At 73.0% G+C, this 16998-nt stretch carries 15 protein-coding genes; 11 read left to right on the forward strand and 4 right to left on the reverse strand.

Annotated elements, in window-relative coordinates; all coding sequences use genetic code 11:
* Positions 1 to 17: 17 nt before the first annotated feature.
* On the reverse strand, positions 18 to 791 hold the full coding sequence (locus AB0D93_RS33565; protein WP_362127733.1) for an MHYT domain-containing protein: 774 nt from the start codon (positions 789 to 791) through the stop codon (positions 18 to 20).
* Between the two features lie 151 nt (positions 792 to 942).
* Here AB0D93_RS33565 and AB0D93_RS33570 point away from each other — a divergent pair, with 151 nt between their 5' ends.
* A complete protein-coding gene (locus tag AB0D93_RS33570; protein ID WP_362127736.1) occupies positions 943 to 1542 on the forward strand; it encodes a class I SAM-dependent methyltransferase in 600 nt (199 codons plus the stop codon).
* A gap of 27 nt (positions 1543 to 1569) precedes the next feature.
* On the opposite strand, the gene AB0D93_RS33575 is transcribed toward AB0D93_RS33570, so the two are convergent.
* Complete coding sequence (locus AB0D93_RS33575) at positions 1570 to 2325, reverse strand: alpha/beta hydrolase (RefSeq protein ID WP_362127739.1); 756 nt, start codon at positions 2323 to 2325, stop codon at positions 1570 to 1572.
* A 111-nt stretch (positions 2326 to 2436) separates the two neighbouring features.
* Here AB0D93_RS33575 and AB0D93_RS33580 point away from each other — a divergent pair, with 111 nt between their 5' ends.
* The 3 genes from AB0D93_RS33580 (at position 2437) to AB0D93_RS33590 (ending at position 4403) form a co-directional block, all read left to right on the forward strand.
* Positions 2437 to 2982 carry a PadR family transcriptional regulator gene (locus AB0D93_RS33580; RefSeq protein ID WP_362127836.1) on the forward strand — a complete coding sequence of 182 codons (546 nt, stop codon included), beginning with the start codon at positions 2437 to 2439 and terminating at the stop codon, positions 2980 to 2982.
* 115 nt (positions 2983 to 3097) lie between these two features.
* Positions 3098 to 3403 carry a hypothetical protein gene (locus AB0D93_RS33585; RefSeq protein ID WP_362127839.1) on the forward strand — a complete coding sequence of 102 codons (306 nt, stop codon included), beginning with the start codon at positions 3098 to 3100 and terminating at the stop codon, positions 3401 to 3403.
* Positions 3404 to 3542: 139 nt separating this feature from the next.
* A complete protein-coding gene (locus tag AB0D93_RS33590) occupies positions 3543 to 4403 on the forward strand; it encodes a hypothetical protein (protein WP_362127742.1) in 861 nt (286 codons plus the stop codon).
* A 131-nt stretch (positions 4404 to 4534) separates the two neighbouring features.
* Here AB0D93_RS33590 and AB0D93_RS33595 read toward each other — a convergent pair whose 3' ends face one another.
* A complete protein-coding gene (locus AB0D93_RS33595) occupies positions 4535 to 4717 on the reverse strand; it encodes a hypothetical protein (RefSeq protein ID WP_362127745.1) in 183 nt (60 codons plus the stop codon).
* A gap of 304 nt (positions 4718 to 5021) precedes the next feature.
* Between AB0D93_RS33595 and AB0D93_RS33600 the strand changes: the two genes are divergently transcribed.
* The 3 genes from AB0D93_RS33600 to AB0D93_RS33610 all read left to right on the forward strand — a co-directional run bounded on the left by AB0D93_RS33600 (position 5022) and on the right by AB0D93_RS33610 (position 10649).
* Entirely contained in the window at positions 5022 to 7907 is a 2886-nt protein-coding gene (locus AB0D93_RS33600) for a DEAD/DEAH box helicase (RefSeq protein WP_362127748.1), read from the forward strand.
* Entirely contained in the window at positions 7904 to 9178 is a 1275-nt protein-coding gene (locus AB0D93_RS33605; RefSeq protein ID WP_362127750.1) for an SWF or SNF family helicase, read from the forward strand. The genes AB0D93_RS33600 and AB0D93_RS33605 overlap by 4 nt, the downstream gene beginning before the upstream one ends.
* Before the next feature lie 130 nt (positions 9179 to 9308).
* Entirely contained in the window at positions 9309 to 10649 is a 1341-nt protein-coding gene (locus AB0D93_RS33610; RefSeq protein ID WP_362127753.1) for an esterase-like activity of phytase family protein, read from the forward strand.
* Positions 10650 to 10736: 87 nt separating this feature from the next.
* Here AB0D93_RS33610 and xylA read toward each other — a convergent pair whose 3' ends face one another.
* A complete protein-coding gene (xylA, locus tag AB0D93_RS33615) occupies positions 10737 to 11903 on the reverse strand; it encodes a xylose isomerase (protein WP_362127755.1) in 1167 nt (388 codons plus the stop codon).
* 133 nt (positions 11904 to 12036) lie between these two features.
* Here xylA and xylB point away from each other — a divergent pair, with 133 nt between their 5' ends.
* The 4 genes from xylB (at position 12037) to AB0D93_RS33635 (ending at position 16977) form a co-directional block, all read left to right on the forward strand.
* Complete coding sequence (gene xylB, locus AB0D93_RS33620) at positions 12037 to 13491, forward strand: xylulokinase (RefSeq protein WP_362127758.1); 1455 nt, start codon at positions 12037 to 12039, stop codon at positions 13489 to 13491.
* A gap of 34 nt (positions 13492 to 13525) precedes the next feature.
* The gene (locus tag AB0D93_RS33625; protein ID WP_362127760.1) at positions 13526 to 14734 is read left to right on the forward strand and encodes an ROK family transcriptional regulator; all 1209 of its coding nucleotides are present in this window, start codon (positions 13526 to 13528) and stop codon (positions 14732 to 14734) included.
* A 28-nt stretch (positions 14735 to 14762) separates the two neighbouring features.
* Positions 14763 to 15257 (forward strand): NUDIX hydrolase, encoded by a 495-nt coding sequence (locus tag AB0D93_RS33630; protein ID WP_362127764.1) that lies wholly within the window; start codon positions 14763 to 14765, stop codon positions 15255 to 15257.
* Between the two features lie 235 nt (positions 15258 to 15492).
* A complete protein-coding gene (locus AB0D93_RS33635; protein ID WP_362127767.1) occupies positions 15493 to 16977 on the forward strand; it encodes an APC family permease in 1485 nt (494 codons plus the stop codon).
* The last annotated feature ends 21 nt before the right edge of the window (positions 16978 to 16998 follow it).

Consider the following 16998-nt stretch of genomic DNA (forward strand, 5'->3'; position numbering starts at 1 on the left):
GCTCGGGCCGGCTTCCGCTAGCGGGCGATGCTCTCGACGGCGCGCTGGGCGGAGGCGGATGCCGCTCGCTCGTCGGCCGTCGGTGAGAGGGCGACGAAGGCCGAGGTGATGAACAGGTAGGACCCGAGACCGACGGCGAGGGGGAAGATGAACTGCATCGCCGTGGCCCCGGGCAGGGTTTCGCCGGAGGGCTCCACATGCACGCTCACCGCGAACATCCCGGTGTAGTGCATGCTGCTGACGGCCGCTCCCATGACGAGGGAGGCGACGGTGACCGCGAGGGGTGACTTGATGTTCAAGCCTGCCCACAGGGCGGCGGTCGCCGCCACGACGGCGATCAGCACGGACACCCCGACAAGGACGGGGTCGTACCTGATGTCGCCGTGCAGCCGGACCGCCGCCATGCCCAGGTAGTGCATGCTGGCGACGCCCAACCCGGTGGTGAGTCCGCCGAGGAGGAGCGCCCGGTTGCGGTCACGGCTGTAGCCGACGGCGAAGACGCCGGCGCACACCACGACCATGGCGACGAGGAGGCTGAGGATGGTCAGCGGCACGTCGTAGCGGATGTCGGTGCCGGTGACGCGGAAGCCGAGCATGGCAACGAAGTGCATGGTCCAGATGCCCGTTCCGATGGCGGAGGCCGCGGTGATGAGCCAGTTGCGGCGTGAGCGGCCGGTGGTACCGAGCGCGCGGACGGTGCAGCGCAGTCCGAGCGCGGCGCCTATGCAGGCCATGACGTACGACAGCGCGGGGGTCAGCCAGCCGAAGGCGGCGTGGTCCAGGTGTCCCATGGCCAAGGGACGCTAGGGGGGCACGGGTGCACAAAGGGGGCGCATTTCGAAAGCTGTTGGAATATGACATCCGGATGCGACGGAACGATCGAGTCCGGCCCGAACATGTGCGCCTACACATCCCCCGCGACGGTGAGGAATCATGCGGAACATGAGCGACGACCACACACATGTCCAGGAGTTCTTCAGCGCTCGTGCGGCCGACTGGGACAGCCGGTTCCCCGACGACGGTCCCGCCTACGCGGCCGCCGTGACCGATCTCGGACTGCGGCCCGGCGACCGGGTACTGGATGCGGGCTGCGGCACGGGACGCGCGCTGCCGCCGCTGCGGGCCGCCGTGGGCGCGTCCGGGGTGGTGCTGGGCGCCGATCTGACGCCGGCGATGCTCGAGGCCGCCGTACGGGCGGGCCGGGACCGGCACGGTCGGCTGCTGCTCACGGATGTCGCCGCCCTGCCGCTGCGGTCCGCAACCCTGGACGCGGTGTTCGCGGCCGGTCTGATCGCCCATCTGCCGCGCCCCGAGCGGAACCTGAGGGAACTGGCCCGCGTGGTGCGGCCCGGCGGCACGCTCGCACTGTTCCACCCCATCGGGCGCGCGGCCCTGGCGGCACGTCAGGGCCGCCAGGTCACCCCGGACGACCTGCGCGCCGAGGCCAACCTCGGCCCGCTGCTCGCCCGTTCGGGATGGAGCATGTCGTCGTACGTCGACGAGGACGGCCGCTTCCTCGCCCTGGCGGGGCGCGAGGGCTGAACGTCGCGCCTGTGAGGGCCGGGCGGGTCAGTCCGTTCCGGCGACGGCCGCCGCGAAGGCGTCGGGATTGTCGAACATGACGTTGTGCCCGGCGCCAGGCACCGTGATCACGCGCACCCCGGCGGCTTCCAGGCCTTCGCGGCCTGCCAGTTCGCCACTGTGCTCGCCCTGAAGGTAGACCCGGTCGACGGGCAGCTTTTCCAGGAGCGTGCGCATCACAGGATCCGAGCCCCGGCGCAGGCCGACGGCGCTGCGGTGCAGGGCACGCGGGTCGGCCAGCCGCATGGTGGCCGCCCACAGCGGGCCGACGGTCTCCAGCACGCGCGCGTACTGCTCCTCGACGAATTCGTCCTCGCCATGGGCGGCGATTCCACTGCTGGCCGCGGTGCGTGGCGGGAAGGCGTCCAGGTTGGCCTCCACGAGGACCAGCCGGGAGGCGAGGTCGGGCCGCCGGTGGGCGAGGACGACGGCCACGGCGCCGCCCATGCTGTGCGCGATGAATTCGGCGCCGCGGACTCCGGCTTCGTCCAGCGCGGCGGCCACCGCGTCGGCATGCTGCTCGAGCGTGTATCCGAAGCCGCCGGGCCGGTCGCTGATGCCATGTCCCGGCAGGTCGACGAACAGGCTGCGCCGACCCGCGAGTTCGGGGCGGGCCGCGATGTGCGCGTGGTAGACGGCGGACATCGAGCCGAGTCCGTGCAGATACACCCGCGCCGGCTCCGCCCCCGGTGCCTCGGTCCAGCGGATCCGGCTTCCCTCGTTGTCGAACACGGCCTGCTTCACGGTGCCCTCCCCAGCGTTCTGTGACGTTCAGGACTATACATCGGGAACGAGGTATAGCTGAAAGAGAGTATGGAAGTGGCGAGGTACAGCGCCCTGCGCAAGAATGCGGCCGTGCTCGAACTCGCCATCCTCGGTTTCCTCTACGACGCCCCACTGCACGGATACGTCCTGCGCCGGCACATCGCCGCGCTCACCGGCCATGTGCGGCCCGTCGCCGAGAGCACGCTGTACCCGGCGATCAAACGGCTGGAGAAGGCGGGGCTCCTGGTCAGGGCCACCGAGCCCGGCGCGGTGGCGGCGCCGCGCCACGTACTGAGGCTGACCGAGGAGGGCGGGCGCGAGTTGAAGCGCCGGCTCGCCGAGCCCGCGCAGCGCGAGATCACCGACGAGAACAACTGGTTCACCCTGCTCGCGTTCCTGCGGCATCTGGAGGACCCCGCCGCCCAGGCGGCCGTACTGCGCCGCAGGCTGGCCTTCCTGGAGGAGCCTGCGAGCTTCTTCTACGACGGCGACCGGCCGCTGCGCGCGGAGGAACTGGACGACCCGTTCCGCCGCGGAGTCCTCACCATCGCGCGCGCCACCAGCCGGGCCGAACTGGCCTGGCTGCGCGAGACCCTCGCATCACTTGAGGGCCGGGCCGGCCGGCCCCGGTCGTAGGGGGAGCCGAACTCGCGGCGCTTCACCGCGCCTTCCCCCTTCTGCCACGGAAAGTCCAACTCTAGGTTGAAGGTAAGCAGATGAACGAACGACGATGACCCCGCTCGGGGGAAGGATGGTCCGCGTGTTCGGCCGGATACACAAGTACGCCGCCAGGCTCCGCACCTCGACGACCGCACAGCCGGCGGGTGCCCGGGAGAGGCGTGCGCACAATTTGTTCGAAGCGGCGGCCACCTATGTCGTGGCCCGTGCCGAGGACGATCAGGACCGGATCGAGGAGGCCGCCGCCTGGGTGTCGCCGGAGGCGCTGTCGTTCGGGGTGAGCGAGCTCGCCTGCCGTGCGGTGGTCGCGCTGGCGCGGGAGCGCGACGAGTCGCCCGCGACGGTGGCCCGCGACCTGCTCGGGCTGCCCTCGGATTGAGGAGACCTTGCGTGCGTCGTGGTCGTTTCGCCCCCGTCCAGGCGGAAACCTGCAGGTCCGCGTGTGTGAGGAGTCGTGACAAGCGGCTTCCGCTCGCACTAGGGTGCGCGCCGTTGGACGAACCACTGGGGAGGCAGGGATGGCCGAAGCCGACGAGGAGGCCGTCGCCGCCGCGGACGATGCGCTGTACGTACTGACGGCGGTGTTGCTGACGCCGGCACAGTTTCCGAGCGTTCTGGGCGACGACTATCCGGAGGCGTGTGCCGCGCTGGGACTGGTGCCCGTCGCCGACGGGTACGGCCTGGTGCTGGGCCAGGACGGCGTCGGCGCCCGCTGGACGGTCGTCATCGACGACGTCTCGCTCGTCGCCGTGGCGATCGCGTCCTGGGACTGCGGCATGGAGTACGAGCTGTCGCCGGACGAGCGCGCGGTCGTGACCGCCCTGCCGGGGTGGCCGCTGGCCGTCGCTGTCGCGGCGCCCGATGTCCCCGCCCCGCACGACCCGGATCCCGAGGTGGCGGACCGGCCTGCGCTGAGCCCGCCCGACACCAGCCACTGGGGGCCTGCCCAGCGCCGCCTGGGCGCGGACGAGATAGCGCTGCAGTGGGCAGCGTGGCGGGAGCAGATCAGCGACGAGAAATTCTCGGCGCGGGACGGACGGGAGGAGCCGGAGGGGCAGGAGAAGACCGAGGTGTCGTCGCCGGGGGGCGAGGAACACCGGCCTCAGGGCGGCCACCGGGGCGTCAGGCGGGTGCTCGCGGAGGCGCGTGCCTATGTCGACTCGCCGCCACCGCTCGGCCGGGTGCGCTCGTCGTTCGCCCCCGGGGACGCCCGCACGCTGCGGGCCGACGGCCCCGGCTGGTCGATCGTGGCCCGCACCGACGACATCGCCTTCGTGCTGCTCGACGAAGAGCCCGGCGAGGTCCTGCCGGTGGGCCGTGGGCCCGAGCTGCCGGGCCTGCTGGAGGCACTCGACAAGATGGCCGTACGGCCCATCTGAGGCCTGCCGGCACAGGGCCGACACCGAGGCGCCGCCGACGACGCACGACTCGGGCGGCGGGCCCGGGCCGCTCCCCTGCCCGGCAGGACGTCAGCGGCCCGCACGGGCCCTCTGCGGCCTCCGCCGCCCCCTCAGCGGCCGAGCTCTTTGCGGGTGATCCTGCGGAGCCTGCGCCGCTGCGAGGGGTCCAGTGCCAGATAGGCCGCCACCGGGACCCCGACCACGATCAGGAACGACACCCACCAGGGCAGCCAGATCAGCAGGATCAGCCCGACCGCCACACCTCCGACGGCGATCTTCGCGTTGTTGGACATGAGCGTCGCCTCCTCCGCGGCCGTTGCCGCCCTCTGCTGTGAAAACGGCCCCCAGCCGCCGGCGGTTCCAGGCCCGCCCCTGAGACATCCCTGAGGCTCGCCCCTAAGGGCCGGCTCGGCCGGCTCACCCTCACCGCACAAGACCGTGATAGCACTCCTCGTGCGCAGCGAACCATGGCCAGGACTCGAACACATTGTGAAGTGGCCCGGATCACGACCGCCAACCTGCCGGGCTCGCCCTCGACGTGGGGTACCCTCGGCGACCCCGACCCCAGTAGTCAAATTTGAGGAGTACGGCAGCGCTGTGCAGACCTCTCCCACGCCCTCACCCTCCCAGCTCTCCGAACTGGCCGGATGCCACGCCCTGTTCCTGCCGTCCGACCCGGCTCGCAAGGGCCGGTTCGCCTTCTGGCGACCGGACGGCGAGGCACCGCCCGTCGTGGCCGACGGCTCCCCGGCGGAGCTGGACCTCCTGGTGCCCTCGGCGGACGGCGGCGTCGAGCCGGTCCGTACGCCGGTACTTCTGCTGCCCGTGCACCGCGCCCTGCCGTTGCTCTCCCACGCGCGTGCGCTGCGGCACCGGCACCGCTCGGCCGGCTTCTGGGCTGCAGCCTGCCACCTGGCCCTGCACTTCCTGGCGCGTGGCCTCCTGCTGCCGGGTCTCTCCCCCGGCGATCACGACACCTGGCGGGTGGGCCCGCTGTCCGCGCGGGACACGGAGCTGATCCGTGAACTCGCCGCCGCCATGCCCCCGGAGGCCCACGCGCTACCGCTCGCGACCGCCGGAGCACCCCGGCTGCCGGCCCCCGAGCGGCTGCTGCACGCCTTCCTGGACGCGGTCGCCGACGTGCTCCCGCGGTCCCCCGCCGCCGCGTCGGTGACCGGGGGCCCCGCCTACGCGGTGCCCGAGCCGCAGCGGTTGCCCGCCCTGCGCGCGTGGGCCGACGACATCGCCGCCCGCCATGACGCCGGGGTGCGGCTGTCGCTGCGCGTGGAGGTCTCCGGTCTGGGGGACGGTCCCGACGGCGCCGTACAGCGGGACGACGCTTCCGTGCGGTACCGTGCGGTGCTGCAGGTGCACGGCGTGAGCGGGACGGCCAACGTCCTCGACGCCGCCACCCTGTGGACCGGCACGGGAGCCGCGCCGGAAGCGGTCGGTCCACGCGCGCGTGCCGAGGCGTTGCTGGCACTGCGACGTGCCGTCCACGCCTGGCCGCCCCTCACTCCGCTGCTCTCCGCCGCCGTACCCGACGCCCTGGAGCTCGCAGACGACGAGATCGCCGAACTCCTCGGAGCGGGCGCGCGGGCCCTGACCGCGGCGGGAGTCGACGTGCACTGGCCGCGGAGCCTGTCACGCGACCTCACGATGCACGCCACCGTCGGCCCGCCGGAGGACGCGGCGGCCGCCCCACAGGACGCGGCCGCGGCACCCTCGTCGATGCTCTCCTCGGACGCCACGGTCTCGTTCGGCTGGTGGTTCGCGCTGGGCGGGCGTGAGCTGTCCCGGGAGGAACTGGACCGGCTCGCGGAGGCCGAGCGCCCCCTGGTGCGGCTGCGCGACGGCTGGGTCCTGATCGACCCCCGGCAGGCGCACCACGCCCGCACCCGCCGGGGCCGCGCCCTCGCCGCGGTCGAGGCGTTGTCCGCCGCTCTGACGGGGTCGGCGGAGGTCGACGGCCACCAGGTCGACGTACGCGCGTCGGGGTGGCTGGAACGGCTCCGGGAGCGCCTCACGGACCCTCGGACCGCACGCACCGTCGGTCAGCCGCCCGGGCTGGCCGCCACGCTGCGCGACTATCAACTCCGCGGACTCGACTGGCTGGCCGACATGACCTCCCTCGGCCTGGGCGGCTGCCTGGCCGACGACATGGGCCTCGGCAAGACGGTCACGTTGATCGCGCTGCATCTGCACCGGCAGACGGACGCCTCGACCGCCGGTCCCACGCTCGTCGTCTGCCCGGCCTCCCTGCTCGGCAACTGGCAGCGCGAGATCGAACGGTTCGCTCCCGGTGTGCCGGTGCGCAGGTTCCATGGCCCCGGACGCGCCCTCGGATCCGGCGGGGACGGGGAGTTCGTCCTGACGACGTACGGCACCCTGCGCCTGGACGCCGAGCGGCTCGCCGCACCGCCGTGGGGCCTGGTCGTGGCCGACGAGGCACAGCACGTGAAGAACCCCTACTCGGCGACCGCGCGGGCACTGCGCCGCATCGGGGCACGCGCGCGCGTGGCGCTCACCGGCACCCCGGTGGAGAACAACCTCAGCGAACTGTGGGCCATCCTGGACTGGACGACCCCCGGCCTGCTCGGCCGCCTCGGCACCTTCCGTGCCCGCTATGCGCAACCGGTCGAGGGCGGACTCGACCATCTCGCCGCACAGCGGCTGGCGAAGCTCGTGCGGCCGTTCCTGCTGCGACGGCGCAAGTCGGACCCGGGCATCGCACCCGAGCTGCCGCCGAAGACCGAGAGCGATCACCCGGTGGCGCTCACCCCGGAACAGGTGGGCCTGTACGAGGCGCTGGTGCGCGAGACGCTGGACCGGATCGCGGCGGCCGACGGCATGGGCCGCCGCGGCCTGATCGTGGGGTTGCTGACCGGCCTGAAGCAGATCTGCAACCACCCGGCGCAGTTCCTCAAGGAGGACGAGCCCCGGCTCACTGGGCGTTCGGGCAAGCTGGAACTGCTCGACGAACTCCTCGGCACCATCCTCGCGGAGGGTTCGGGGGTACTCGTCTTCACCCAGTACGTGCGCATGGCCCGCCTGCTCGAACGGCATCTGACGACCCGTGGGGTGCCCTCGCTGCTGCTGCACGGCGGGACTCCGGTCGCCGCGCGCGAGGAGCTGGTACGGCGTTTCCAGGACGGCGAGGCACCGGTCTTCCTGCTGTCCCTGAAGGCCGCCGGGACGGGTCTGAACCTCACCCGGGCCGAGCATGTCGTGCACTACGACCGCTGGTGGAATCCGGCGGTCGAGGCCCAGGCCACCGACCGCGCGTACCGCATCGGGCAGAACCGCCCGGTGCAGGTGCACCGGCTGATCGCCGAGGGAACCCTGGAGGACCGCATCGCCGATCTGCTGGACCGCAAACGGGAGTTGGCGGAGGCGGTGCTGGGAACCGGCGAGGCCGCGCTGACGGAACTGTCGGACGCGGAACTGGCCGCACTGGTGGAACTGCGCGGGGAGGCACGATGAGCCGCCACGGCGACGAGCAAGACCGGGAGACGGGGCGCACCTTCGCCGCGTTGCCACCCGCGCGCGGGCGTGGATTCGCGCAGAGCTGGTGGGGGCGCGCCTGGCTGCGCGCCCTGGAGGACGGCGCGCTGGACGGCGCGGCGGTCAAGGCGGGCCGCCGGCTCGCGCGGGTGGGCGGAGTGGGCGCGGTGACCGTGCGACCGGGCCGTGTCACCGCCGTCGTGCGCGAGCCCGGGGGCGCGGCCCACCGGGCCGACGTCCTCGTGCCGGAGCTGTCCGAAGCGCAGTGGGGACGGTTCCTGGACGTGACCGTGGAGCAGGCGGGTCACATGGCCGCGCTCCTCGACGGGGAGTTGCCCCCACTGCTGGTCGAGGACGCCGCGGTCGGCGGCCTCGAGTTGCTGCCCGGTCCGGGTGATCTGGAGCCCGAGTGCGGCTGCGGGACGTGGGACCACTGCGGGCACACCGCCGCGCTGTGCCATCAGATGGCGCGACTGCTCGATGAAGATCCGTTTCTGCTTCTGCTGCTGCGCGGGCGCGCCAAGGACGCGTTCCTGGCGGAGCTGCATGTGCGCAGCACGGCGCCCTCCGCCTTTCGGGCCGCGGGCGTGGACGCTGCGGAGGCCTGGGCGGCCGGGGACATCCTGCCTACGCTGCCCGAGCTGCCGGGTCTCCCGCAGGCGCCGGGCACGCCGCCGTCCCTCACCGCCGGGACGGCGCCGGCACCCGGGATCGATCCCGTGGCGCTGGAGCACCTGGCGGGCCGTACCGCCGTGGAGGCCTACCGGCTCCTCGCGGAGTTGCTCCGCCCGGGCCCGCGGGACGGCACGTCCCTGACCGCCGCCCAGGACGCCGTGCGTCTCGCGTGCGAAGCGCCCTGCGACGCCGTCGTCGAGCGGCTCGCGGAGGGGTCGGGGCGCGGCCGTGAGGGATGGGCGGCGGCCGTCCGCGCCTGGCGCGTGGGGGGTCCGGCAGCCCTGGCCGTGCTCGACGAGGAGTGGCAGGTGGACGGGGTGGCGCTGGCACGCGCGCGTGCGGCGCTCGAGACTGCCTGGGAGACGGACGAGCGGCCCCCGTTCCACAGAAGCGCCAACCGGTGGACCGTCCGGGGCGAAGAAGTCCAACTGCGCCTCGGCCGCGACGGGCGCTGGTGGCCGTACCGCGATGAGGCCGGCTGCTGGCTGCCGGCGGGCGGCCCGGACGATGACCCGGCGACGGCGCTGGCAGCGGCACGGCTCGGCGCCGATCCGGAGGCCGCGGAGGACGTGTGACGGGCCGCCACCAGGAAATCACCGCGATCCGACGAACGGCCGCCGCCGGTTGTTCACCCCGAGGTCGTACCACGTTCCTCACGGGGCTCAAATCTGGCCGCTGTCAACGAACTTGTGCCCAGGAGGCCCGATGTCCCCGCACCCCGCCGGCCGGCGCCGCGTCCACCGTTCCGTCGCCACGGGCCTGCCCCTCGCCCTGGCCGCCGCCCTCGTGGCCGCGGGAACGGCCGTGGCGACGCCGTCCCGGGACGCTCGTGTCGTGCGCACGGCGACGCTCGGCGAGATCCCGCTCGGTGCTTTCAGCAACGCGCTGCTGCCCGGCAGCGTCGACGACGACCACGGGGTCAAGCTCGGCGGGATCGGCAGTGACATCTACCCGGCGGGCCGCGAGGGCGAGTACTGGACGGTGACCGACCGCGGCCCCAACGGGCAGATCAAGGTGGACGGCAAGAAGCGCCGCACCTTCCCGGTACCGGGATTCGATCCGGCGATCGTGAGGATCCGGGTCTGTGGGGACGAGGTCCGGGTCATCGACGCGATCCCGCTGACCACCTCCGCCGGGAAGGCGGTCACCGGGCTGCCGGACCAGCAGAGCCGCGACGAGGCGCCGTACACCTACGACGCGAAGACGCCGCTCTCCTACAACGCGAACGGCCTTGACACCGAAGGCATCGTGCGGGCCGGGGACGGCACGTTCTGGCTCGTCGACGAGTACGGCCCGTCCCTCGTCCACGTCTCCGCGCGCGGGCAGGTGCTCACCCGGTACGTCCCCAAGGGGCTCGGCCTGACGGGCACGGACTACCCGGTGGTGGAGGCCCTGCCGTCGATCTTCCTGCACCGCAAGATCAACCGGGGTTTCGAAGGGTTGGCGCAGCTTCCCGACGGTGACCTGGTGATGGCCCTGCAGAGTCCGCTGTCGCTGCCGGACGCCGACGCCGGGGACGCCTCGCGCACCACGCGGCTGCTGCGCTTCTCGCCGCGCGAGCAGGCCGTCACCGCGGAGTACGCCTACCGGTTCGACCCGGTGGACGTGGTCGACCCCAGCGAGGACGACACCTCCGAGTTGAAGATCTCCTCCGTGGTGGCCGTGGGCGGCGACCGGCTGCTCGTCGAGGAGCGCACGGACAAGGCGTCCCGGCTGCAACTGGTCCGGCTGGGGCGGGGGTCGAGCATTCTGGGCGGTCCCTGGGACGACGACACGACCTCGCCGTCCCTGGAGCAGCTGGACGATCCGGCGTCCGCCGGCGTGCCGGTCCTGGACAAGCGGCTCGTGGTCGACCTGAACAAGGTCGACGGGGTGCAGCAGAAGGTCGAGGGCATCGCGCGTGTGGACCACGACACGCTCGCCCTCGTCAACGACAACGACTTCGGGATGACCGACGGCGCGGGCGCCTTCGACGCGCAGGGGCGACTTGTCGACAGCGGCATCAAGACGACCGTCGTGTACGTCCGGCTGCCCGAGGGACTGTGAGGCTCCCGACCGGGACGGTCCGGCCGGCGGACTGACGGAGGGGCCGGGGTGGTGGCGCAGTGCCGCGCGCCCCGGCCCTCCTCGCGTTCAGCCCCGAGCGCCCAGCAGGTGGTCCATGGCGAGCTGGTCGAGACGCTCGAAGGCCATCCCGCGCGCGGCCGCCGCCTCCACGTCGAAGTCCTCGAAGGCCGCGCGGTCGGCGAGCAGAGCCTGCAGGCCGTCCGCGGCGGTGGGCCGGGCCAGCTGGTCCAGGAGCGAGGCGCGCAGGGCTTCCTGGACCTCCGGGTCCGCGCGGAACGCCGCCGCGCGCTCCTTGAGGATGAGGTAGTTGCGCATGCAGCCCGCGGCCGAGGCCCACACGCCGTCGAGGTCCTCGGTCCGCGGCGGCTTGAAGTCGAAATGGCGGGGGCCGTCGTAGCCGGCGCTCTCCAGCAGGTCGACCAGCCAGAACGCCGCCCGCAGGTCACCGGCGCCGAACCGCAGGTCCTGGTCGTACTTGATGCCGGACTGTCCGTTGAGGTCGATGTGGAACAGCTTGCCCGCCCACAGGGCCTGGGCGATGCCGTGCGGGAAGTTCAGGCCGGCCATCTGCTCGTGCCCGACCTCGGGGTTGACGCCGTACAGCTCGGGGCGCTCCAGGCGCTCGATGAAGGCCAGCGCGTGGCCGACGGTGGGCAGCAGGATGTCGCCGCGCGGCTCGTTCGGCTTGGGCTCGATGGCGAAGCGCAGGTCGTAGCCCTGGGAGGTGACGTACTCACCGAGGAGGTCGAAGGCCTCCTTCATACGGTCCAGGGCGGCCCGTACGTCCTTGGCGGCGCCGGACTCCGCGCCCTCGCGGCCGCCCCAGGCGACGTACGTCTTCGCTCCCAGCTCGACCGCCAGGTCGATGTTGCGGATCGTCTTGCGCAGCGCGTACCGGCGCACGTCACGGTCGTTGGCGGTGAACGCGCCGTCCTTGAAGACCGGGTGGGTGAACAGGTTGGTCGTGGCCATCGGGACGGTCATGCCCGTGGCGTCCAGGGCCTGCCGGAACCGCTTGATGTGCGACTCGCGCTCGGCGTCCGAGGAGCCGAAGGGGATCAGGTCGTCGTCGTGGAAGGTCACCCCGTGGGCGCCCAGCGCGGCCAGGCGCTGCACCGTCTCGACCGGGTCGAGGGCACGACGGGTGGCGTCGCCGAACGGGTCCCTTCCCTGCCAGCCGACGGTCCACAGGCCGAAGGTGAACCTGTCCTCGGGGGTGGGCTGGTAGCTCATGCCGTTGCTCCTTGCTGCGCTCGACTATTTCGTCATGGCCGTTTACAAATTAGTATGCGCTCGCACCTCTGGGAAGAGACAAGATGTCTTTGTCCCGCCGAGTCGCGGAATGTCGCGGAAAAGGGAGAGCCCGATGTCAGCAGCCGAGGGTCCGCTCGTCGTCGGCGTGGACACGTCCACCCAGTCCACGAAGGCACTGGTCGTCGACGCGGCCACCGGCCAGGTGGTGGCGAGCGGCCAGGCGCCGCACACGGTGTCCTCCGGGGCGGGCCGCGAGAGTGATCCGCGTCAGTGGTGGGACGCGTTGTGCGAGGCCCTGCACCAGTGCGGTGACGCGGCGCACGAGGCGGCGGCCGTGTCGATCGGCGGCCAGCAGCACGGCCTGGTCACCCTGGACGAGCGGGGCGAGCCGGTGCGCCCTGCACTGCTGTGGAACGACGTGCGCTCGGCGCCGCAGGCCCGCCGGCTGGTGGAGGAACTGGGTGGTCCCAAGGCCTGGGCGGAACGCACCGGCAGCGTGCCCGGCGCGTCGTTCACGGTCACGAAGTGGGCCTGGCTGGCCGAGAACGAACCGGAGTCGGTCCACGCGACGAAGGCGGTACGACTCCCCCACGACTACCTCACCGAGCGCCTGACCGGGCAGGGCACGACCGACCGGGGCGACGCGTCCGGCACCGGCTGGTGGGCGTCCGGCACCGAGGCGTACGACCCCGAGACCCTCGCGCACGTCGGTCTCGACCCGGCGCTGCTGCCCCGGGTGGTGCGGCCCGGAGAGGTGGCCGGCACCGTGCGCGACAGCCACGACCTGCCGTTCTCCAAGGGCACGCTGGTCGCCCCCGGCACCGGCGACAACGCGGCGGCGGCACTGGGCCTCGGCCTCCGGCCCGGCACCCCGGTACTCAGCCTCGGCACGTCCGGCACGGTGTACGCCGTCTCCAGGCACCGCCCGGCCGATCCGACCGGCACGGTGGCGGGGTTCGCCGACGCGCACGGAGACTGGCTGCCCCTGGCCTGCACCCTGAACTGCACGCTCGCCGTGGACCGCGTCGCGACACTGCTGGGCCGGGACCGCGAGGCGGTGGAGTCCGGCGGCTCGGTGACCCTGCTGCCGTACCTGGACGGCGAGCGCACCCCGAACCTGCCGAACGCCTCGGGTCTGCTGCACGGCCTGCGTCACGACACGACCGCCGGACAGCTGCTGCAGGCCGCGTACGACGGTGCCGTGCACGCGCTGCTCGGCGCCCTTGACCTGGTCCTGGACGAGGACGCGGACCGCAGCACGCCGCTGCTCCTGATCGGCGGCGGGGCACGGGGTACGGCCTGGCAGCAGACCGTACGGCGGCTGTCGGGACGGCCGGTCCAGGTCCCGGAGGCCGGGGAACTGGTCGCCCTCGGTGCCGCGGCCCAGGCCGCCGGGCTGCTCACCGGCGAGGACCCCGCCGCGGTGGCCCGCCGCTGGAACACGGCCGCGGGCCCGGTGCTGGAGGCCGTGGAGCGGGACCAGGAGAGGCTGGACCGGATCACCGGGGTACTCTCCGACGCGGCCCCGCTGCTGCGGCGGGGGACACGGACCACACCGCGCGCATGAGCCGGGCGGCAGACAGCGAGGATCGACTTCAGGCATGACCGCACCGCTGCACGAGGCCCGCCCGCCGGGTGCCGGCCGGACCCTGCCGGACACCCAGCAGGGCATGCGCCGACGCAATCTGGCCCGGGTGATGCACGCCGTCAGCGCCGCGGGTTCGCTGTCGCGGGCCGCGGTCGCCTCGCGCATCGGGCTGACACGGGCGTCCGTGTCGACGCTGGTGGACGAGCTGATCCGGTGGGGGCTGCTGGAGGAGCTGGGCCCGGAGCGGCCCGGCCGGGTGGGCCGGCCCGGCTCGGCGCTCGCGGTGAGCGGCCGTGGCCCGGCCGGGATCGGCGCCGAGATAGGCGTCGACCACCTCGCGGTCTGCGCGGTCGACCTGCGCGGGGCGGTCCGCGCGCGGGCCGTGCGGCACGGGACGAACCGGGGGCGCGCGCCCGGACCGGTGGTCGAGGAGCTGACGGAGCTGGCGGGCCGAGTCGTCGCGGAGGCGGAGCGAGAGGAACTGTGGCCCGCCGGGCTCGCGGTCGCCGTGCCCGGACTCGTGGCACGGGACGGCCGCACCGTCGTACGCGCCCCGAACCTGGACTGGCAGGACACCGACCTCGGCGCCCTGCTGCCCGGTGAGTGGCCCCTGACCGTGGACAACGAGGCCAACTTCGGCGCGCTCGCGGAGCTGTGGCTCGGCAACGGCGCTCCGCGTGACTTCCTGCACGTGTCGGCGGAGATCGGCATCGGCGCGGCGGTCGTCGTGGACGGCGGCCTGCTGCGCGGCACCCGTGGCTTCGCCGGAGAGCTGGGCCACGTACCCGTCCGGCCGGACGGCCCGCCCTGCCCCTGTGGCGGCCGGGGCTGCCTCGAACAGTACGCCGGCGAGGAGGCGGTACTGCGCGCGGCGGGGCTGGAGCCACGCGAGGACCTGGTGGGCCTGCTCGCGGACCGCGCCGAACAGGGCGACGAGAACGTACGGGCCGCGCTGCGCGACGCCGGTACGGCACTGGGCATCGCCCTGACCGGGGCGGTGAACCTCCTCGACCCCGAGACGGTGGTCCTGGGCGGCGCCCTGGCCGGCCTCTCCCCCTGGCTGCTGCCGTCCCTGGAGACGGAGCTGACGGGCCGTACGGCGGGGCCGCCCTGCCCGGTGACGGTGTCCCGGCTGGGCCCGCAGGGTCCGCTGCTCGGCGCGGCGCACTCGGTCGTCCGAGGCGTACTGGACGATCCGGCGGTGGTGGCGGAACGATCCTGACGTCCCCTCTGTGCTGACAGGAGGCCGGGTGACGGACTGGGTGCCGCGAGCGGAATGGATCAGGACACAGCCACAGGCGCTGCTCGCCTCGTGCGTGCTGATGCGCGACCGGGAGGCCCGTCTCCTGCTGCTGCGCCACGGGCCGGGCAACCCGTACGCGGGGTCGTGGTGGCTGCCGGGCGGCATGCTGGACCACGGTGAGGACCCCTGGGCCGCGGCGCGCCGGGAGATGCGCGAGGAGACCGGCATCGAGATCGGTCCGGAGCCGGTGCTGGTCGGTATCGACCACCGGGTGGACGTCCTCGGCACCGGGCCGGTGCTCGACTGCTTCTTCGACGGCGGCACCCTGACGGACGAGACCCGCGTGCGGCTGAGCCAGGAACACGACCGGCACGGCCTGTTCTCGCTCGACGAGCTGGACGGACTGCGGCTCACGGCCCGGCGAGTCACGCTGACGGCCCTGCACGCGGCGGCGCGGACCGGGAACGTGGTGTGTCTGCGGGAGGGTCTGCCGCTGCGCTGAGCCGGGCTCGCACGGCCCGGGGACCCGGTGTTCACCCGATCGGGTGGGCGGGTTTTCCACAGGTGATGGCTTCTCCACGGAACCGGTGCGCGCTCTTCTGCCCGACCCGCCCGAGCCGTACCGTGATTCACGCGAGGCGCAGCCGACGGCCCGTCAAGGGCGAAGCGTGCCGCGCGGTTGACGGTATCTCACACACATCGGGTGGCACTGGGCTGACGGGCATCGGGGGACGGACATGCACGAGGAGACGACCGGGGCGCTGCGGCGCGACGCCATCGGGTTGCGCGAGGTGCTGTTCCAGAGCGTCACGGCGATGGCGCCGGCCGCGGCGGTGGCCGCGTCGATTCCGGCCGGTGCCGCGTTCGCGGGCGGCAGCCTGCCGCTGGCGGTGCTGGTCGCCCTGGTGGCCTGCCTGTTCACCGCGTCGTGCGTGGCCGAGCTGGCCCGGGAACTGCCCGCGGCAGGGTCGGTGGCCACGTATGCGGCGCGCGGACTGCACCCCGCCGTCGGCTTCCTCGTCGGCTGGGGCTACGTCTTCGTGGAGATGCTGGTCCCACCGCTGCTCCTGCTGCAGCTGGGTTTCACGGCCGCGGGCACGCTGCACGAGGAGTGGTCGTGGTATCCGGGGGATCTGTGGTGGCCGTGGTCCCTGGCGGGGGCCGGCGTGATCGCCGTCGCCGGTTACCTGGGCGTCCGCGCCTCGGCCCATTTCGGCACCGTCCTCGGCGTCTTCGAGATCCTCGTCTTCCTGGTGTTCGCGGTCCTGCTCATCGGCAAGGCGGGCGGCGCCAACACCCTGTCGGTGTTCGGCACCTCGCACACCGCCGACGGCTACGCCGGAATCAGCGGGGTTTTCGCCGGGTCCGTGTACACGGTGCTGGCGTTCGCGGGGTTCGAGGCGGCGGCGCCGCTCGCCGAGGAGACACGCGATCCCCGGCGCACGATGCACCGCGCGGTTCTCGGGGCGGCCCTGGGTATCGGTCTGTTCTACGTGCTCACGACGTATGCGATGACCGTCTACTTCGGCCCGGACCGCTTCGCGAAGTTCGGTGCCTCGGGCCCGGCGTCCTGGGACGGCGTCGCCCGGGCCTCCTTCAGCCTGTTCTGGGTGCTGGTGTTCCTCGCGGTGATCAACTCCACGATCGCCAACGCCAACGCGTGCGCCAACGTCTCGACCCGCACGGCGTTCGCCCTGGCCCGCATCCGGGTGCTGCCCCGGATGCTCGCCACGCTCCACCCCCGGCATCGCTCACCGGTGGCCGGTATCGCGCTGCAGACCCTCGTGGCGGTGGGTGCGGTGCTGGGGCTCGGTTTCGGCTACGACCCGGTGACCGCGTTCCTGCTGCTCGCCACCGTGATCGTCACGGTCGTCGTCGGTGTCTACATCGTGGTGAACCTCGCCTGCGCCGGGTACTTCCTGCGGGCCGGGCGGGCAGCCCTCAAGCCGGTGCGGCATCTGCTGTTCCCGGTACTCGGCATCGCGGCCTTCGTCCCCGCCCTGCTGACGTCCGCCGGCCTCCCGGTCTTCGACTTCGTCTCCGAACTGACGGCTCCGGTTTCCTACGCCGGCCCCGTCGTCGGCGTCTGGATGGCGGCGGGCGTGGTGATCCTGCTCCTGCTGATACGACGTCACCCCGAGCGCGTGGCCGAGACCGCCCGGGTGCACCTCGAGGCGCACGACCCGGCAGGGCAGCGGCAGGACGGGACCGTGCCCGGCTGAGCCCTCGGTACCCGCAGCAAC

It is taken from the genome of Streptomyces sp. NPDC048191 (genome assembly GCF_040652655.1).
Classification (GTDB): Bacteria; Actinomycetota; Actinomycetes; order Streptomycetales; family Streptomycetaceae; genus Streptomyces.